Genomic DNA, 15695 nt, shown 5'->3' with positions numbered 1-15695 from the left:
CGTGCCGGCCTGGCGTCCGGCCGGTGCCGCGGTCGAGCTGGCGGTGCGGGCCAAGCCGCGCGCCGGGCGCAACGGCATCGACGGGGTCGTGGTGGAGGCGGACGGCTCGGCCTGGCTGGTGGTCCGGGTCACCGCGGTGGCGGCGGACGGCAAGGCCAACCGGGCGGTGATCGCCGAACTGGCCCGGGCCCTGGACATCGCCCCGTCGGCGATCGAACTGCAGGCCGGCCAGAGCAGCCGGCGCAAGCGCCTGCGGATCTCCGGTGACCCGGAACGGCTGGTGGCCGCCCTGGAGAAGCTGGTGCCGGAAACGGAATGAACGGCCGGTGACGCACGCCGGGGCTGGCCGGCACGCAGCCGCAAGCAAGGGGAGGCTCGAAGGCATGACCAGGATCATCGACGGCAAGGAAGCCGCCGGGCGGCTGCGCGACAAGGTCGCCCGGGAGGTCCGTGACCTGGTGGCGGCCGGCGGGCCGGTGCCCGGCTTGGCCGTGGTCCTGGTCGGCCGGCATCCGGCCAGCCTCGCCTATGTCGGCACCAAGACCAGGATGGCCGAGGCCGCCGGCATGGCCGGGCGGCTGGTCGAGCTGCCCGACACGACCAGCACCGAGGAGCTCCTGGCGACGGTCACCGCCCTGAACGAGGACGGGGCCGTGCACGGCATCCTGGTCCAGCTCCCGCTGCCCGACCGGATCGATGCCGCCCGGGTGCTGGGTGCAATCGATCCCGCCAAGGACGTGGACGGCTTCCACCCGCTCAATGTCGGCCGGCTGTTCTCCGCGAGCGGCAAGATCCCGCCGGACCTCCTGCTGCCGTGTACGCCCAAGGGCTGCATGATCCTCCTGGAGGAGACGCTGGGCGATCTCGCCGGCCGCCGTGCGGTGGTGGTCGGCCGCTCCAACATCGTCGGCAAGCCGCTGGCGGCCCTGCTGCTGGCCGCGAACTGTACCGTCACGATCGCCCACTCGCGCAGCCAGGACCTGCCCGGCCTGTGCCGCGCGGCCGAGATTCTGGTGGCGGCGGTGGGCCGGCCGGAACTGGTACGGGGCGACTGGATCGGCCGGGGCGCCACCGTGCTCGATGTCGGGATCAACCGGGTGGCCGGCGAGGGCGGCAAGTCGAAGCTGGTGGGCGATGTCGCCTTTGCCGAGGCGCAGGGCCGGGCCGGCGCCATCACCCCGGTGCCGGGCGGCATCGGGCCGATGACCGTGGCCTGCCTGCTCGACAACACGCTGATCGCCGCGCGCGCACTGCACCGCCGGCAGGGGCACCGGGCGTAGGGTACCGGGTGCCGGTCCTGCGCCGGGTGATCCTGCGCCCTGCAGGCTTGCCGCCGGCCGGCCGAATCATCACCTTGCCGCCAGGCTTTGCCCAGGAGATCGCTTCAACATGTGCGCGCTGAAGGCCGCGGTCGTGCCGGTCACCCCGTTCCGGCAGAACTGCACCATCCTGTTCGACGATGCCAGCGGGGTGGGGACCGTGGTCGATCCCGGCGGCGACGTGCCGATGATCCTGGCCGCCCTGTCGCGCCATGGCGTGAAGGTCGAGCAGATCCTGCTGACCCATGGCCATATCGATCATGCCGCCGGTGCTGCCCTGCTCCAGGAGCAGCTGAACGCCAGCCGCGCCGAGGGCGCCCCCGCCATACCGGTGGTGGGGCCGGACCGGCGCGACGCCTTCCTGCTGGAGGGGCTGGAGCAGCAGGCACTGCAGTTCGGCATCGAGGGTGTCCGCAACCTGGTGCCTGACCGCTGGCTGGCCGAGGGCGAGCGGGTCACGATCGCCGGCCATCCCTTCGACGTCCTCCATTGCCCGGGCCACACGCCCGGGCACCTGGCCTTCGCCGCACCGGAGCTGGGCTTCGCGATCCTGGGCGACGTCCTGTTCCGCGGCTCGGTCGGGCGCACCGACTTCCCTTACGGCGACACCGAGGCCCTGATCCGGTCGATCCGGACCAAGATCCTGCCGCTCGGCGACGACATCGCCTTCATCTGCGGCCACGGGCCCGGCTCCACGATCGGGGCGGAGCGCCTGGGCAACCCGTTCCTGCAGGGCTGAGCCCGCGCCTGCGGCTTCGCCCTGCGGCATCGGTGGGCCCAATCCAGAGTTGACCAAAAGGCGGCTTCGGCCTCAGTCTGACAGAATCAGGCGAGCGAGGTGCCGGCATGCCGCAGGGATCCCCGACCGTTCGATGGCCAGCCTATGGGCTGCTGCTCGGCCTGCTGGCGGCTCCGGCCCTGCCGGCGGCCGGCGCAGACCTGCCGGTGGACCTGGAACTGGTGCTGGCGGTCGACGTCTCGGGCTCGATGGACCTGGACGAGCAGCGCCTCCAGCGCGCCGGCTATCTGGAGGCGATCACCCACGACCAGGTGATGAATGCCATCCTGTCCGGGCCGCTGCAGCGGATCGCCCTGGCCTATGTGGAATGGGCCGGGCCGCGCTCCCAGGCCATGGTGGTGCCCTGGCAGTTGATCGACGGCCCGGACGCCGCAGTGCGCTTTGCCGACCGCCTGGCCGACGCGCCGCTCGGCCGCACCCGCTACACCTCGATCTCGGCAGCACTGCAGTTCGCCGCCGCCCAGTTCGACGGCAACGGCTTTGCCGGCGACCGGCAGATCATCGACATCTCCGGGGACGGCCCGAACAATTCCGGCGCACCGGTCCCGCCGGTGCGGGACGAAATCGCCGACCGCGGGATCGTGGTGAACGGCCTGCCGATCATGATCAAGAGCTCGCAGCTCCCGACCGTGACCGGCTTCGACCTGGACACCTACTACGAGGACTGCGTGATCGCGGGCACCGGCGCCTTCGTCGTGCCGGTGCTGAACATCGCGGATTTCGCCGATGCGATCCGCAAGAAGATGGCGCTGGAGATCGCGGGGTTGCCGCCAGCGCCGATCCTGGTCGCCATGCGCGAGCCGCGGGTCGACTGCGGCATCGGCGAGAAGATGCGCGGCTCCTGGTACCGCGACCCGTGAGCCGCGATCCGTGAGCTGAAGGCTCAGTCCTTGGCGCGCTCGAGATAGGAGCCGTCGTCGGTGGAGATCACCACGCGCGTGCCGGCGCTGATGTGCGGCGGGACCGAGGTCTTCACGCCATTGGACAGGACGGCCGGCTTGTAGGAGGAGGACGCGGTCTGGCCCTTCACCGTGGGCTCGGTCTCGACCACCTCCAGCGTCACCCGGCTCGGCAGCTCGAACGCGATCGGGATGCCCTCGTGGATGCTGAGGTTGACCGTCATGTTCTCCTGCAGGTACGGCGCGCTGTCGCCGATGATGTCCTTGGACACCTGGACCTGCTCGTAATTCTCCGGGTTCATGAAGTGGAACCCGTCACCATCCTCGTAGAGATAGGTGTAGGGCCGGTCCTCGACATAGGCGCGCTCCACCTGCTCGGTGGTCCGGTAGCGCTCGGAGATCTTCACCCCGTCCGAGATGCGCCGGAGATCGAGCTGGGTGACCGGCGTACCCTTGCCCGGATGGATGTTCTGGGCAGTGAGCACCGTGTAGAGCTTGCCGTCGATGTCGACGACCGTGCCCTTGCGCAGGCTGCTCGCCAGGACCTTGACCATGACCTGTCCTAATCAGCTACGTGTCCGCGCCGCCCCGACAGCCATGCCGGGCGGTAAGTTGGGTCGCGCTTAGCCGTAAGCAGGCTTGCGGTCCAGCTTCGCATTGCGCTTCAGCCAAAGGCGGCCTTCCTCCATGTCCTCCCCAGCGCCCTGGTGGCACCCGGATGTCCATGCCGATCGCCGGCCGTTCCTGCTCGGCCGCAACCGCATCCGCGACGCCCTGCGCAGCTGGTTCACGGGGCAGGGCTTCACCGAGGTGGACCCGGCCTGCCTGCAGGTCTCGCCCGGCAACGAGACCCATCTGCACGCCTTTTCGACCGAGGCGCTGGCGACCGACGGCAGCGTGACGAGCCGGCTGCACCTGCACACCTCCCCAGAATTCGCCATGAAGAAGCTGCTGGCAGCAGGGGCCGGCGACATCGTTTCCTTTGCCCATGTGTTCCGCAACCGCGAGCGCGGCGTGCTGCACCATCCCGAGTTCACCATGATCGAGTGGTACCGGGTGGGCGGGAGCTGTGCCGGGCTGATGGACGACTGCGCGGCGATCCTGGCGCTCGCCGCCGAGGCGGCCGGCGCGCGGCGCCTGAGCTGGCGCGGCCGGCTGGCCGACCCGTTCGCGGAGCCGGAGCGGCTGACCTTGGCCGAGGCGTTCGACGCGGAAGGGATCGACTTGCTGGCGACCGTGGCTCCGGACGGCGCCACCGACCGGGACGCCCTTGCCGCCGCAGCGGGGGCCGCCGGCATCCGGGTGGCGGCGGACGATGGCTGGAGCGACGTGTTCTCCCGGGTGCTGGTCGAGCGGATCGAGCCCCGCCTGGGCATGGGCCGGCCGACCATGCTGTGCGACTACCCGATCCCGGAAGCAGCACTCGCCCGCCGCAGCCCGGCCGATCCCCGGGTGGCGGAGCGCTTCGAGCTCTATGCCTGCGGGGTCGAGCTCGCCAACGGCTTCGGCGAGCTGACCGATCCTGCCGAGCAGCGGCGCCGCTTCGAGGCGGACATGGCGGCGATGCAGGCGATCTACGGCTACCATTATCCGCTGGACGAGGAGTTCCTGGCAGCACTGGCGCTCATGCCGGACAGCGCCGGGATCGCGCTGGGCTTCGACCGCCTCGTGATGCTGGCGACCGGCGCGCCCAGCATCGAGCATGTGCTGTGGGTGCCGGTGCCGCATGGGTCCCCGCCCGACGGGAGCGGCCGCTCATCCGGCAGGTGATGATCTCTGCCCTGCCTGCGCCGCTGGCTGGCCATTGCCCGGCCAGAGCAGGCAGAGCGCATTGATCACGATCGCCGAGACGACCAGCGCACCACCGGCAAGTGCCGCTGGTTGTGGGGTTTCACCGATGCCGACCCACACCCACAGAGGCCCCAGCACGGTTTCCAGCAATGCGAGCAGCCCTACTTCCGCGGCCGGAAGGTAGCGGGCGCCGCTGAAGAACAGGACAAAGGCGAGCGGCAGGAGGAGGCCACCCAGGAAGAGCAGGATCGTGAAATCCTGGCCCGTGACCTCGAACGGTATCGCCAGGGGCAGGGTGATCAGGGCCGCGAACAGCGCCGACAGGCATAACGTGACCAGCATGATCTCGGTATCGGTCTGGCGCAGGAAGACGATGTAGAGCGCATAGAGGGCCGCAGTGGCGATGGCGGCCAAGTCTCCGGTGATCGTGCCAAGGCCGATCGAACCGGCGAAGATGATGACGATCCCGCCAAGGGCGAGCGAGATGGCGACCACCATGCGGGGCGGCACCCGCTCGCCCAGGAAGATCCGCCCGAAGATGGCGGCAAAGATCAGGATGGTGGCAAGCAGGACGAGAGTGTTGGCGACCGAAGTCAGGCCGATGGCGATCACGAAGCCCAACTGGTTGCCCGTGAGGCCGATGACGGCGAGCCAGCCCAGCCGGTCCAGCCGCTTGATGGAGTGCAGCAGGCTTCGCCCGAAGAGAAGCCGGGCTGCAAGTGCCAGGCTGATCCCGATGAACAAGGTCCTGAAGAGGATGATCTCCGCCGTGTTGGTCGTGCTCACCAGACGCAGCAGCATGGAGTCGGGGCCCATCAGCAGCATCCCGGATGCCGACAGGATCAGGCCCGAGACATAGGCGGATTTCAGCATGCGGCCTCTATTGATCCAGGACATCCTCGTCGATGCCGTGATGGAGCCAAGTTGTGCCTTCGCAGGAGAATCGCAAGTAAAGTGCTGGCCAGCGGATTCCACCATCATACCTCCCCTGATAGTGCTCACTTATTGTTTGTCATGAGAGCTAATGTAGATAGGGGCAAGTATATGCGTAGGACGTGGGACGGCAAAGCCGCTTCTACTAACATGATCTTGAGAAGATATTGCCGATATTCTGATGTTGATGTGACTTGGCAGGAAGCCTGCATCGAGCGTGGCCTATCGAGCTGTCGCGATGACATCGTCCGGTGAGCAACTGCCGTGCGGGCACGGGACGTGCCCCGAACGCTCACTCGGCCGGCGAGGACGGAGCAGGGGATCTCGGCGCAGGCACACTGTCCTCGCCCGCTGACTGCCGCGCCCAAAGCTCCGCATACATCCCGCCCCTGGCCAGCAGCTCCCCATGCGTGCCCCGCTCGACGATCCGGCCCTCGTCCAGCACCAGGATCTCGTCGGCATCCACCACGGTGGACAGGCGGTGGGCCACCACCAGCGAGGTGACGCCCTGGACCAGCCGGGCGAGGTTGGTCTGGACGGCTTCCTCGGTGGCGGCGTCCAGGGCCGAGGTCGCTTCGTCCAGGATCACGATGCGCGGGCGCTTGAGGATCGCACGGGCGATCGCGACCCGCTGCTTCTCGCCGCCGGACAGCTTCAGGCCGCGCTCGCCGACCAGGGTGGCGTAGCCGTCCGGCAGGATGCGGATGAACGCGTCCAGCTCGGCCGCCTCGGCGGCCGCCTCGATCTCGGTCGGCGTGGCGTCCGGGCGGCCGAAGCCGATATTGTAGGCCAGGGTCTGGTTGAACAGCACCGTGTCCTGCGGCACGACCGCGATCGCCTGGCGCAGGCTGGCCAGGGTGACCGTGCGGATGTCCTGGCCGTCCACCAGGATCCGGCCGGCGCTCGGGTCGTAGAAGCGGAACAGGAGCCGGGTGACGGTCGACTTGCCCGAGCCGGTGGGGCCGACCAGCGCCACCTTGCGCCCGGCCGGGACCGTGAAGTGGAGATCGGTCAGGATCGGGCGCTCCTCGCCATAGCGGAAGCTCACCCCCTCGAAGCGGATCTCGCCCTGGCCCGGGCGCAGCGGGCGGGCGTCCGGCCGGTCGGTGATGTCCGGGGTCTCGGCCATCAGCTCCAGGAGCAGTTCCAGGTCGACCAGCGACTGCTTGATCTGGCGATAAAGCTGGCCCAGCCGCTCCATCGGGCGGATGAGCTGGAGGAGATAGGTGTTGACCAGGACCAGGTCGCCCACGGTCATGCTGCCCGCCTGCACCCGGCCGAGTGCGGTGAACAGGATCGCCGTCATGCCGACCGCCAGGATCGAGACCAGCGCGATGCCGGTCAGGCTGCGGAAGGTCAGGGCCCGGACGGTGAGCGTCTCGACCTCGGCGAGGCTCTCGTCGTAGCGGCGCGCGATCTCCGCCTCGCTGCCGAAATACTTCACCGTCTCGTAGTTGAGCAGGCTGTCGATCGCCTCGCCATGCGCGGCGGCACGGCGGCTGGCGGCCTGCTTCTGGTGCCCGCGCAGCCATTCCGAGCCCACCACCAGCACGACCAGGTAGACCGCCAGGGTGCAGAACAGGACCAGCGCGAAGAACGGGGCGACCCGCACCAGCATCACCGCCGCGACGAACAGGATCTCGATCAGGAGCGGCAGGATCAGGAACACGACGTTGAACAGCACCTCGCGCAGGCCATCGAGGCCATTGCCGAGGATGTTCGCGATCTGGCCGGTGCGCCGGTCCAGGTGGAAGCGCAGGGACAGGCCGTGCAGATGCTCCAGGGCCTTCAGGCCGACCTGGCGGCGCAGCCGCTGCTCGAGCGGGCCGTAGAGCATCCAGCGCAGCTCGTTGCCCAGGCGCGAGCACCATTGCAGGAGGACATAGCCTGCGAGGATGGCAGCAGGTGCCACGGCGACCGCCTCGGCTCCGGTCAGCCGGTCGACCAGGGCGGCGAACAGGAGCGGCACCAGGGCGTTGATCGCCGCAGCGCTGGCGAGCAGGGCGATGGTGCCGCCGAAGCGGAGGCGGAGTCCCGGCAGGTCGCGGGGCCAGAAGACCTTGAGCAGCGCACGGAAGGAAGGAAGCTGGCCGGCCGGCGCCGGCATGTCGCGGATCAAGCCATTCTCCAGGAGGCGCGCTCTGGCCAGGATCGTGGTACCCCGCTCCCCGGTCGGCAAGGTGCCGGCCTCCGCCCGCCCTTGGGATTCGATTTCCGGATGACGTCCTTTCGCTCCTTGCGGCTGGCGACGCCGCTCCTGGTGCTGGTCCTCGCCGGGTTCGCCGCCCTGCTCGCCGGCATCGGCCTCGGCCGGTTCGCCTACGCGGCACTGGTGCCCGGCATGGTCGGGGAGGGCTGGCTGAACCCGGTGGAGGCCGGCTACCTCGCCGGCGCCAACGTGATCGGCTATCTGGTCGGCGCGGCCAGTGGCGGCACCGTGGCCAGGCGGCTCACCCTGCAACCTGCCCTGCGGGTCGCCATGATCGGAACGACGCTGTCGCTCGCCGCCTGCGCCCTGCCGGTCTCGTTCGCCTGGCTGGCGCTGGCCCGCTTCGTCTCGGGCGTGACCGGCGGCAACCTGATGGTGCTGGCAGCACCCGCCGTGCTGGCAGCGCTCCCGCCGGAACAGCGTGCCCGTGCCGGCGGCCTGGTCTTCACCGGCATCGGCGTCGGGATCACCTTCTCGGGCGTCGTCGTGCCGCTTTTGGCCGAGCTCGGCTCGGCCGTCGCCTGGCTGACGCTGGCCGGCCTTGCCGCCTTCCTGACCGTGGCCACCTGGCAGGTCTGGCCTGGCTCGCTGGCGGGTCCGGCCGGACCGGCGGGGCAGGGGGAGCCGGTCGCCGCCCGGCCATGGCTGCCGCTCCTGGCGATGGCCTATGGCTGCGACGCGGTCGGGTTCGTGCCGCACACGGTCTACTGGGTCGATTTCGTGGCGCGCGAGCTGGGTGAGGGGATCGCCGCTGGCGGGCTGCAATGGAGCCTGTTCGGGATAGGCGCAGCGCTCGGGCCCGCGACCATGGGGCTGGTCGCAGCACGCCTGGGCTTCGGCCGCAGCTTCACCCTGGCCCTGGCGGTGAAGGCAGCGGCGGTGCTGCTGCCGGTCCTGACGCCCACCCTGCCGGCCTTGATCGTCTCTTCCGTTCTGGTCGGCGCGCTCACGCCGGCCACCGCTTCGCTGGCGTCAGGCCGGATCACCGAGCTGCTGGAGCCGCGGCTGCGCCAGCGTGCCTGGGCGCGGCTGACCATGATGTTCGCCCTGCTCCAGGCACTGGGTGCTGTGCTGATGGCCGAGCTGCTGTCGCTGAGCGGCGAGATGAGCGTGCTGTTCCTGACCGGCGGCGCCATGCTGGCGCTGGGGACGGTCCTGGTCGAGTGTCACCGGCGCCTGGTGGCCCGAGGGGCCAATGCAGACGGGCCCGCATCCTGACGCGGATGCGGACCCGTGGAGGCGAAACTGGCTACGCCCGAGCTATACGCGCGTGCCGCGACCACGCACGAAGTACATGATCAGGCTGACGACCAGCAGAACGAGGAAAATGAAGAACAGGATCTGCGCAATGCCTGCCGATGCTGAGGCGATACCGCCGAAGCCGAACAGGCCCGCGATCAGCGCGATGACGAGAAAGATCAGCGCCCAGTAGAGCATGGCTCGCACCTCACAGCTTGTTTTCCAGCCAAGTTGAGGCCGATTGGGGCCTGCTTGGTTCGTAAGGTAACAAGTGCTGGCCTGGCGTGTGGTTCCCGGTAGCCGCCGTGCTGCCTGCGTGCCAAGATTGCCCAAGGCAACCAGGGGGGAGATGCATGGACCGTCTGATGTTCATCGAGCTCGGCATGGGCGCGGACCTGCAGGGCCAGGACCCGACCAAGGCGTCGGTGAAGGCGATCAAGGACGCGATCGGTCACAATTATCTGCCGGCCATGCGGGCCCTGACCAATGAAGGCCACACGATGAAGGTGCATGTGCGCCTGGGCGTGCCGGCCGGTGCCGGCGAGGTCGACCTGGACAAGGTGAAGGCGGCGCTCCCCCATGGCGAGGTGACGCTGGAAGTGGTCGACGGCGGCATGCTGACCCCGTCCGGCACACCGGAATTCGGGCAGATCTGCATGGTGGTGGCGGCGGTCGAGGTCGGCATCTGACCAAGCCGGCATGAAGGAAGGGCGCGCGCCGCGGGAACCGCACGCGCCCGGGCCGAGGACCGTCAGATCTCGTTCTTCGCCATGCCGTCCCGGATGAACTCCGCCTGGCGGATCGCCAGCGCCACGATGGTGAGCGTCGGATTTTCCGTGGCGCCGGTCGTGAACTGGCTGCCGTCCGAGACGAACAGGTTCTTCACGTCCCAGCTCTGGCCGTGGCGGTTGACCACCCCGTCCTTCGCCTCGGCCGACATCCGGTTGCTGCCGAGATTATGGGTGCTCGGGTAGGGCGGCACCTCGTAGACCTCGAGCGCACCCGCGGCGCGATAGACCTCGCTGCCCTGGCGGAAGGCGTGGCTGCGCATCCGCTCGTCATTCTCGTGGTCGTCGAAATGGACATTGGCGACCGGCAGGCCGAACTGGTCCTTCACCTCGGTGTTGAGCGTCACCCGGTTGGTTTCCCGCGGCATGTCCTCGCCGACGATCCACATGCCTGCCATGTGGGCATACTGGTCCATCTTACGGGTGAACTCGCGGCCCCAGGCTCCCGGGTCCAGGAAGGCCGCCATGAACGGCAGGCCCAGCGACAGCGTTTCCAGCTCGTAGCCGCCGGCAAAGCCGCGCCTGGGGTCGTGGTGCGCCTCGTCCTGGATGATCCCGGCCATGGTGGTGCCGCGGAACATGAATACCGGCTTCTCGAAGGTCGCATAGATCGAGCCCGTGGTATGGCGCATGTAGTTGCGCCCGACCTGCCCGGACGAGTTGCCGAGCCCGTCCGGGAACATCGACGAGGCGGAGTTCAGGAGCAGGCGCGGGCTCTCGATCGAGTTGCCGGCCACGCACACCACCCGCGCCTTCTGCAGGTGCTGGTCGCCCTTCTCGTCGGCGTAGAGGACGCCCGTCACCTTGCCGCTGGCGTCGTGCTCGATCCTCAGCGCCTGGGCGCCCGCACGCAGGTCCAGCCGGCCGGTTTCCTCGGCCGCCGGGATCTCCGTGTACAGGGTCGACCATTTCGCGCCGAACTTGCAGCCCTGGAAACAGAAGCCGGCCTGCTGGCAGGAGGCGCGGCCATCGTCCGACGGCGTGGAATTGATCGCCATCCGCCCGGTATGGACGGTCTTGTAACCCAGGCGCTTGGCACCGGTGTACATCACCCGGAAATTGTTGTTCCCGGGCAAGCCGGGGTAGCCGTTGGTGCGGGTGACCCGCATCTTCTGCTCGGCCCGGTCGTAGTACGGCTCCATCTCGGCCAGCGTGATCGGCCAGTCGAGCAGGTTGGCGCCGTCGATCGCGCCATAGGTGGTGCGTGCCTTGAACTCGTGTTCCTGGAAGCGCAGCGAGGCGCCCGCCCAGTGGGTGGTGGAGCCGCCCACCGTCTTGCAGATCCAGGCCGGCAGGTTCGGGAAGTCCCGCGCCACCCGCCAACTGCCCGAGGTGGTGCGCTTGTCCAGCCAGGCGAGCTGGGAGAAGGACGCCCATTCGTCGTTGACGAACGTGTCCGGCCCCTGGCGCTGGCCCGCCTCCAGGAGCACCACGTCGATGCCCTTCTGGCAAAGCTCGTTGGCCAGCGTGCCGCCGCCGGCGCCGCTGCCGACGATCACCACCACATGGTCGTCGTTCAGGTCGTACTTGGCCATCGCCGCTTCCTCCCCCTTCAGCCCCGGTACGCTTCTGGGCTGGCGTCCTCGTCGGGGGTCTCGCCCCAGGCGAGGTCGTCGAAGCCGCGGTCGAGATAGCCGCCATATTCGGCGGAACTGCCCTGGTAGGCGAACACCGGCCAGAGGGTCGGGTTGTTGTAGAGCGAGACCACGGTGGCCGCCCGGACCTTCTGGAAGAACGGGTCCGCCGAGATCTTCTCCATCACCTGGAGCTGGTAGCCCTCGGACAGCTCGATCCAGGGCTGGTCGTACGCCTCGTCCAGCACTGCGACACCGTTCTTCAGGAGCCTGGCGGCATCCGAGGAGCCGGTCGCCTCGCCGTCCAGGTCCTCGACCACCTTGGCGTAATAGAAGTCGCCGAGCTGGTCGTGCGGATACATCAGCCGGGCCATGCGCAGCAGCGTCTTCGCGCCGTGTGCGTCGATGCTCTGCATGGACATGGCCCAGGCCCCGTCCACGCCCACGATCGAGACCGTGCCGCCTGCGATGGCCACGGTCGCGGTGCCCTGCACCAGCTTGCGCAGGAAGGCCCGCCGGTTCTCATAGATTCGCTGGGTGCCCATCCTCAGCCTCCCTCACTGCTTGCTTTTGGACTCACTGGTAGCGGCCCTGCCGTTGCAGCACCTCGATCTTGTACCCGTCCGGGTCCTGGACGAAGAAGAAGCGGGCCAGCGGCCGGCCCCCTTGCGACAGCTCCCTGGTCGGCGTGGGCGCCGCACCGGCTTGTGCCATGCGATCGTGTTGGGCCTGCAGGTCGTCCACGGCGAACGCCAGATGACCGTAGCCATCGCCCAGGTCGTAGGGCTCGGTGCGGCCCTTGTTCAGGGTGAGCTCCAGCTCGAAATCCGCATCCGCATTGCGCAGATAGACCAGCGTGAAGCTGTCGAAATCGAACCGGTCGGCGACCTTCAGGCCGAAGGCGCGCTCGTAGAAGCCGACCGAGCGCTCCAGGTCCAGGACCCGCAGCATCGAATGGATGGCCTTGGCCATCACCACCTCCCTGTCCTTCTTTCAAGCCAATCTAAAGGGCTTTGAAGGAAAGGTGGTAGTACGGCCCTACTACGCCGCGACGGCCGCCACCGGCTGGGCGGCCGGCTTCACCTGGTCCAGATAGATCGTGCAGACCACCCGCAGGAGCGAGGCGAAGTTGCGTACCTCGCCTTCGCGATCGAGCACCTCGTCATGGAGCTTGGTGACGAAGCGCGGCGTGGTGATGCCCTCGCGCTGCGCGATCTCGTCCAGGATCGTCCAGAACCGCGCCTCGAGCCGGATGCTGGTTACCGCACCATGAAGCCGGACCGACCTGGTGACCTGCTCGTACAGCTTCGGATCGGTGGCGCTGTAGATCCGGCACATGGGGGCTCTCCCTGAACGTCCCAGTGGGAGGATAGGCTCGCCCCGAAGGAGAGCAAGCGCCCTGCTCCTGCGCCGCGCGGCAGGTGGAGGCAGCCCTCATGCTCTTCAGCCGGGGTTTGCCGGTAATGGTATGATCGAGTGTCCAGAAATTGCATTTAGGATGATGATTTTGCTGGAGAGTTGATCAATAGTGATCCGGCGATTTGAACGGCTCCGACCGTGGAGAAATCCCCGGCCGACAGAAGACGAGCGCCGTCATTCGCCTCGACGTGCGACTGCATCTGCCGCCGGAACAGCCGGCGGCCGGTTCGGTGCACCATCGGCGCCTGGCTTTGCGAATCTCGTCGACGGACGAAGGAGGGATCGTGGCCGCAAGCAGGCCGGAACAGGGCGGCGCCGGCCATGCCGACGATGACCGGCGCGTGCTGATCGTCGAGGACAACTGGCTCGTGGCGATCGAGATGGAGGCCGCCCTGTCGGAGGCGGGCTACGAGGTGGTGGGCCTCGCCATGAGCGCCGACCAGGCGGTGCGGCTGTGCGGCAGCGAGCGGCCGGCCGTGGTGCTGATGGACATCCGGCTCCAGGGCCGGCTGGACGGCGTCAGCGCCGCGGTCGAGATCCTGCAGCGCTACGGGATCCACTCCATCTTCGTCACCGCCTACGGTGATCCGGAAACCCGTGCCCGGGCCGAGGCGGCCCAGCCGCTCGGCTGGATCCTGAAGCCGATGGTGTGGAGCGAGCTCGGCCGGCGGCTGGAGCAGATCCGCGCCGGCCAGGCCTGAAGCCGCCCGCCCTGTTCAGGTCAGTGCGGCGAAGGCCTCGGTCTTCCGGGTAGGGCCCGACACGATCAGGAGGTCGCCGCGCTCGACCAGCGTTTCCGGGCGGGCATAGGTGAAGTCCTCGCGCGGCCGCTTCACCCCCACCACCGTGATCCCGTATTTCTGGCGCACCCCGGATTCGGCCAGGGTACGGCCGACTAGCGCACGGGGTGCCCGAGTCTTCACGATCGCGAACCCGTCGTCGAACTCGATGAAGTCGATCATCTTGCCGGTCACCAGATGGGCGACCCGCTCGCCCATCTCCGCCTCGGGATAGACCACGTGATGGGCGCCGGTCCGTTCCAGGATCCGGCCATGGTTGCGGCTGACCGCCTTGGCCCAGATGTCGCCCACGCCCAGCTCGCTCAGCGCCAGCACGGTCAGCACGCTCGCCTCGATATGGGTGCCGATGCCGACCACCACGTGGTGGAACTCGTGGACCCCTAAGCGGCGCAGCACGTCGACGCTGGTGCAGTCGGCCTCCACCACATGAGTCAGCCGCTCCGCCCAGCGCTGCACCAGCTCGCCATTGGCGTCGATCGCCAGCACGTCATGGCCCAGCCGGACCAGGGATTCGGCCACCGCACTGCCGAACCGGCCGAGGCCGATCACCGCCACGCCGTCGCCTTCGGGAATGATGGGGTCAGCCAATGATCGGGCGCTCCTCGGGATAGCGGAAGGGAACCTTGTGCTCGCGCAGGGCCAAAGCCGTCGCCAGCGTGACGGTGCCGACCCGGCCGGTGAACATCAGGGCGGTGATGAGCAGCTGGCCAGACGGCGTCAGCTCCGCCGTGACCCCGGTGGAAAGGCCGACCGTGGCGGCAGCCGAGATCACCTCGAACAGCGCGTCGCGCAGCGGCAGTTCGGTCGCCGAGAGCAGGAGGAGGGTGCCGATGCCCACGGCCAGCAGGGCGAACAGCGCCACCGTCACCGCCTGGCGCTGGGCATGAGCCGAGATGCGGCGGTTGAAGGCGGTGGTATCGGTCTGGCCGCGAATCTCCGCGCGCGCCATCAGGCAGAGCAGCACGAAGGTGGTGACCTTGATGCCGCCGGCGGTGCTGGCGCTGCCGCCGCCGATCAGCATCAGGCCATAGCTCGCCAGCAGCGATTCCGGCTGCAGCATCCCGATCTCGACGCTGTTGAAGCCGGTGCTGCGCGTCATCACCGAGAGAAGCAGCGCGTTCACCAGGCGGTCGAGCGGCTCCAGCCGGCCGAGCGTGGCCGGGTTGCCCCACTCGTAGAGCGCCATGAGCACCGTGCCGCCCACCAGGAGGGTGGCGGTGCCGGCCAGCGTGATTTTGGTGTGGATCGACCAGCTCGCCGGATGGCGCAGTTCGTGGCGCAGCTCGAACAGGACCGGGAAGCCCAGCCCGCCGATCACCGCCGCCAGCATGATCGACAGGAGCATCACCGGGTCGGCGACAAAGCCCATCAGGCTGTCGCGATAGGTCGAGAAGCCGGCATTGTTGAAGGCCGAGATCGCGTGGAACAGGCCGTGCCAGGCGGCCTCGCCCCACCGTTCGCCATGGTTGAGATGCAGGTGGAGGATCAGGATGGCGGCCGTCACCGCCTCGACCACCAGCGTCGCCCGCAGGATCAGGCGCAGGATGCCGGTGACATCGCCCAGCGCCAGGCTGCGGGTCTCGGCCTGGGCGATCAGCCGGCGGCGAAACCGCATCCGCCGCGAGATCAGCATGCCCAGCAGGGTGGCGCTGGTCATGATCCCGAACCCGCCCAGCTGGAACAGGAACAGGATCACGACCTGGCCGAACGGCGACCAGTAGCTGCCGGTGTCGACCACGATCAGCCCGGTCACGCAGGCGGCCGAGGTGGCGGTGAACAGGGCCGTCAGCAGGGGCGCGCTGCCGGGGCCGGCCCGGGCCACCGGCAGCATCAGGAGCAGCGTGCCGACCAGCACCACGGCCAAAAAGGCGAGGGGCACCAACCGGGTCGGATCCTGGATGCCCCGCATCATCGCGGGTCGCCCG

The 15695-nt window shown here is 68.7% G+C and carries 18 protein-coding genes; 8 read left to right on the top strand and 10 right to left on the bottom strand.

Translation table 11 applies throughout. The features are described 5' to 3' along the window. The first annotated feature begins 1 nt into the window (after position 1). The 4 genes from HLA95_RS22595 to HLA95_RS22580 all read left to right on the top strand — a co-directional run bounded on the left by HLA95_RS22595 (position 2) and on the right by HLA95_RS22580 (position 2978). Positions 2–319 (top strand): ACR/YggU family protein, encoded by a 318-nt coding sequence (locus HLA95_RS22595; RefSeq protein ID WP_222184609.1) that lies wholly within the window; start codon positions 2–4, stop codon positions 317–319. A gap of 64 nt (positions 320–383) precedes the next feature. Then, complete coding sequence (locus HLA95_RS22590; RefSeq protein ID WP_191061182.1) at positions 384–1280, top strand: bifunctional 5,10-methylenetetrahydrofolate dehydrogenase/5,10-methenyltetrahydrofolate cyclohydrolase; 897 nt, start codon at positions 384–386, stop codon at positions 1278–1280. A 109-nt stretch (positions 1281–1389) separates the two neighbouring features. Continuing rightward, positions 1390–2058 (top strand): MBL fold metallo-hydrolase, encoded by a 669-nt coding sequence (locus tag HLA95_RS22585; protein ID WP_191061183.1) that lies wholly within the window; start codon positions 1390–1392, stop codon positions 2056–2058. Positions 2059–2165: 107 nt separating this feature from the next. After that, on the top strand, positions 2166–2978 hold the full coding sequence (locus HLA95_RS22580) for a DUF1194 domain-containing protein (RefSeq protein ID WP_191061184.1): 813 nt from the start codon (positions 2166–2168) through the stop codon (positions 2976–2978). A 23-nt stretch (positions 2979–3001) separates the two neighbouring features. Here the strand turns inward: HLA95_RS22580 and efp are convergent, their stop codons facing one another. Continuing rightward, positions 3002–3571, bottom strand: a complete 570-nt coding sequence (gene efp, locus HLA95_RS22575) for an elongation factor P (protein WP_159716180.1) — start codon at positions 3569–3571, stop codon at positions 3002–3004. A 133-nt stretch (positions 3572–3704) separates the two neighbouring features. Between efp and epmA the strand changes: the two genes are divergently transcribed. After that, a complete protein-coding gene (gene epmA, locus HLA95_RS22570; RefSeq protein WP_222184607.1) occupies positions 3705–4787 on the top strand; it encodes an EF-P lysine aminoacylase EpmA in 1083 nt (360 codons plus the stop codon). Here the strand turns inward: epmA and HLA95_RS22565 are convergent. Both HLA95_RS22565 and HLA95_RS22560 read right to left on the bottom strand, forming a co-directional pair. Continuing rightward, entirely contained in the window at positions 4773–5786 is a 1014-nt protein-coding gene (locus HLA95_RS22565; protein WP_222184605.1) for a DMT family transporter, read from the bottom strand. The two genes, epmA and HLA95_RS22565, sit on opposite strands and share 15 nt — an antisense overlap. A gap of 247 nt (positions 5787–6033) precedes the next feature. Next, entirely contained in the window at positions 6034–7920 is a 1887-nt protein-coding gene (locus HLA95_RS22560) for an ABCB family ABC transporter ATP-binding protein/permease (protein WP_191061110.1), read from the bottom strand. Between the two features lie 39 nt (positions 7921–7959). Between HLA95_RS22560 and HLA95_RS22555 the strand changes: the two genes are divergently transcribed. Then, positions 7960–9168, top strand: a complete 1209-nt coding sequence (locus HLA95_RS22555; protein WP_222184604.1) for a YbfB/YjiJ family MFS transporter — start codon at positions 7960–7962, stop codon at positions 9166–9168. A gap of 42 nt (positions 9169–9210) precedes the next feature. Here HLA95_RS22555 and HLA95_RS22550 read toward each other — a convergent pair whose 3' ends face one another. Then, a complete protein-coding gene (locus HLA95_RS22550) occupies positions 9211–9387 on the bottom strand; it encodes a DUF1328 domain-containing protein (protein WP_159716184.1) in 177 nt (58 codons plus the stop codon). A 155-nt stretch (positions 9388–9542) separates the two neighbouring features. Here HLA95_RS22550 and HLA95_RS22545 point away from each other — a divergent pair, with 155 nt between their 5' ends. Further along, a complete protein-coding gene (locus HLA95_RS22545) occupies positions 9543–9878 on the top strand; it encodes a Lin0512 family protein (RefSeq protein ID WP_191057648.1) in 336 nt (111 codons plus the stop codon). A gap of 62 nt (positions 9879–9940) precedes the next feature. Here HLA95_RS22545 and HLA95_RS22540 read toward each other — a convergent pair whose 3' ends face one another. The 4 genes from HLA95_RS22540 to HLA95_RS22525 form a co-directional block, all read right to left on the bottom strand. Continuing rightward, the gene (locus HLA95_RS22540) at positions 9941–11512 is read right to left on the bottom strand and encodes a GMC family oxidoreductase (RefSeq protein ID WP_191057647.1); all 1572 of its coding nucleotides are present in this window, start codon (positions 11510–11512) and stop codon (positions 9941–9943) included. Between the two features lie 17 nt (positions 11513–11529). Continuing rightward, the gene (locus HLA95_RS22535) at positions 11530–12096 is read right to left on the bottom strand and encodes a gluconate 2-dehydrogenase subunit 3 family protein (RefSeq protein ID WP_191057646.1); all 567 of its coding nucleotides are present in this window, start codon (positions 12094–12096) and stop codon (positions 11530–11532) included. A gap of 31 nt (positions 12097–12127) precedes the next feature. After that, positions 12128–12523 carry a VOC family protein gene (locus HLA95_RS22530; protein WP_191057645.1) on the bottom strand — a complete coding sequence of 132 codons (396 nt, stop codon included), beginning with the start codon at positions 12521–12523 and terminating at the stop codon, positions 12128–12130. A 69-nt stretch (positions 12524–12592) separates the two neighbouring features. Continuing rightward, a complete protein-coding gene (locus HLA95_RS22525) occupies positions 12593–12889 on the bottom strand; it encodes a ribbon-helix-helix domain-containing protein (RefSeq protein WP_191057644.1) in 297 nt (98 codons plus the stop codon). 365 nt (positions 12890–13254) lie between these two features. On the opposite strand from HLA95_RS22525, the gene HLA95_RS22520 reads away from it, so the two are divergent. Continuing rightward, positions 13255–13671 (top strand): response regulator, encoded by a 417-nt coding sequence (locus tag HLA95_RS22520; RefSeq protein WP_222184602.1) that lies wholly within the window; start codon positions 13255–13257, stop codon positions 13669–13671. A gap of 15 nt (positions 13672–13686) precedes the next feature. Here HLA95_RS22520 and HLA95_RS22515 read toward each other — a convergent pair whose 3' ends face one another. Together HLA95_RS22515 and HLA95_RS22510 are read right to left on the bottom strand one after the other, a co-directional pair. Continuing rightward, on the bottom strand, positions 13687–14358 hold the full coding sequence (locus tag HLA95_RS22515) for a potassium channel family protein (RefSeq protein WP_191057643.1): 672 nt from the start codon (positions 14356–14358) through the stop codon (positions 13687–13689). Beyond that, positions 14351–15682 carry a TrkH family potassium uptake protein gene (locus tag HLA95_RS22510; RefSeq protein ID WP_191057642.1) on the bottom strand — a complete coding sequence of 444 codons (1332 nt, stop codon included), beginning with the start codon at positions 15680–15682 and terminating at the stop codon, positions 14351–14353. The genes HLA95_RS22515 and HLA95_RS22510 overlap by 8 nt, the downstream gene beginning before the upstream one ends. Between the last annotated feature and the right edge of the window lie 13 nt (positions 15683–15695).

This window comes from Geminicoccus harenae (assembly GCF_019800005.1).
In the GTDB taxonomy this organism is placed as follows: domain Bacteria; phylum Pseudomonadota; class Alphaproteobacteria; order Geminicoccales; family Geminicoccaceae; genus Geminicoccus; species Geminicoccus harenae.
Note: the sequence above shows the minus strand (reverse complement) of the source record. Positions and strands in the feature narration are given on the sequence as shown.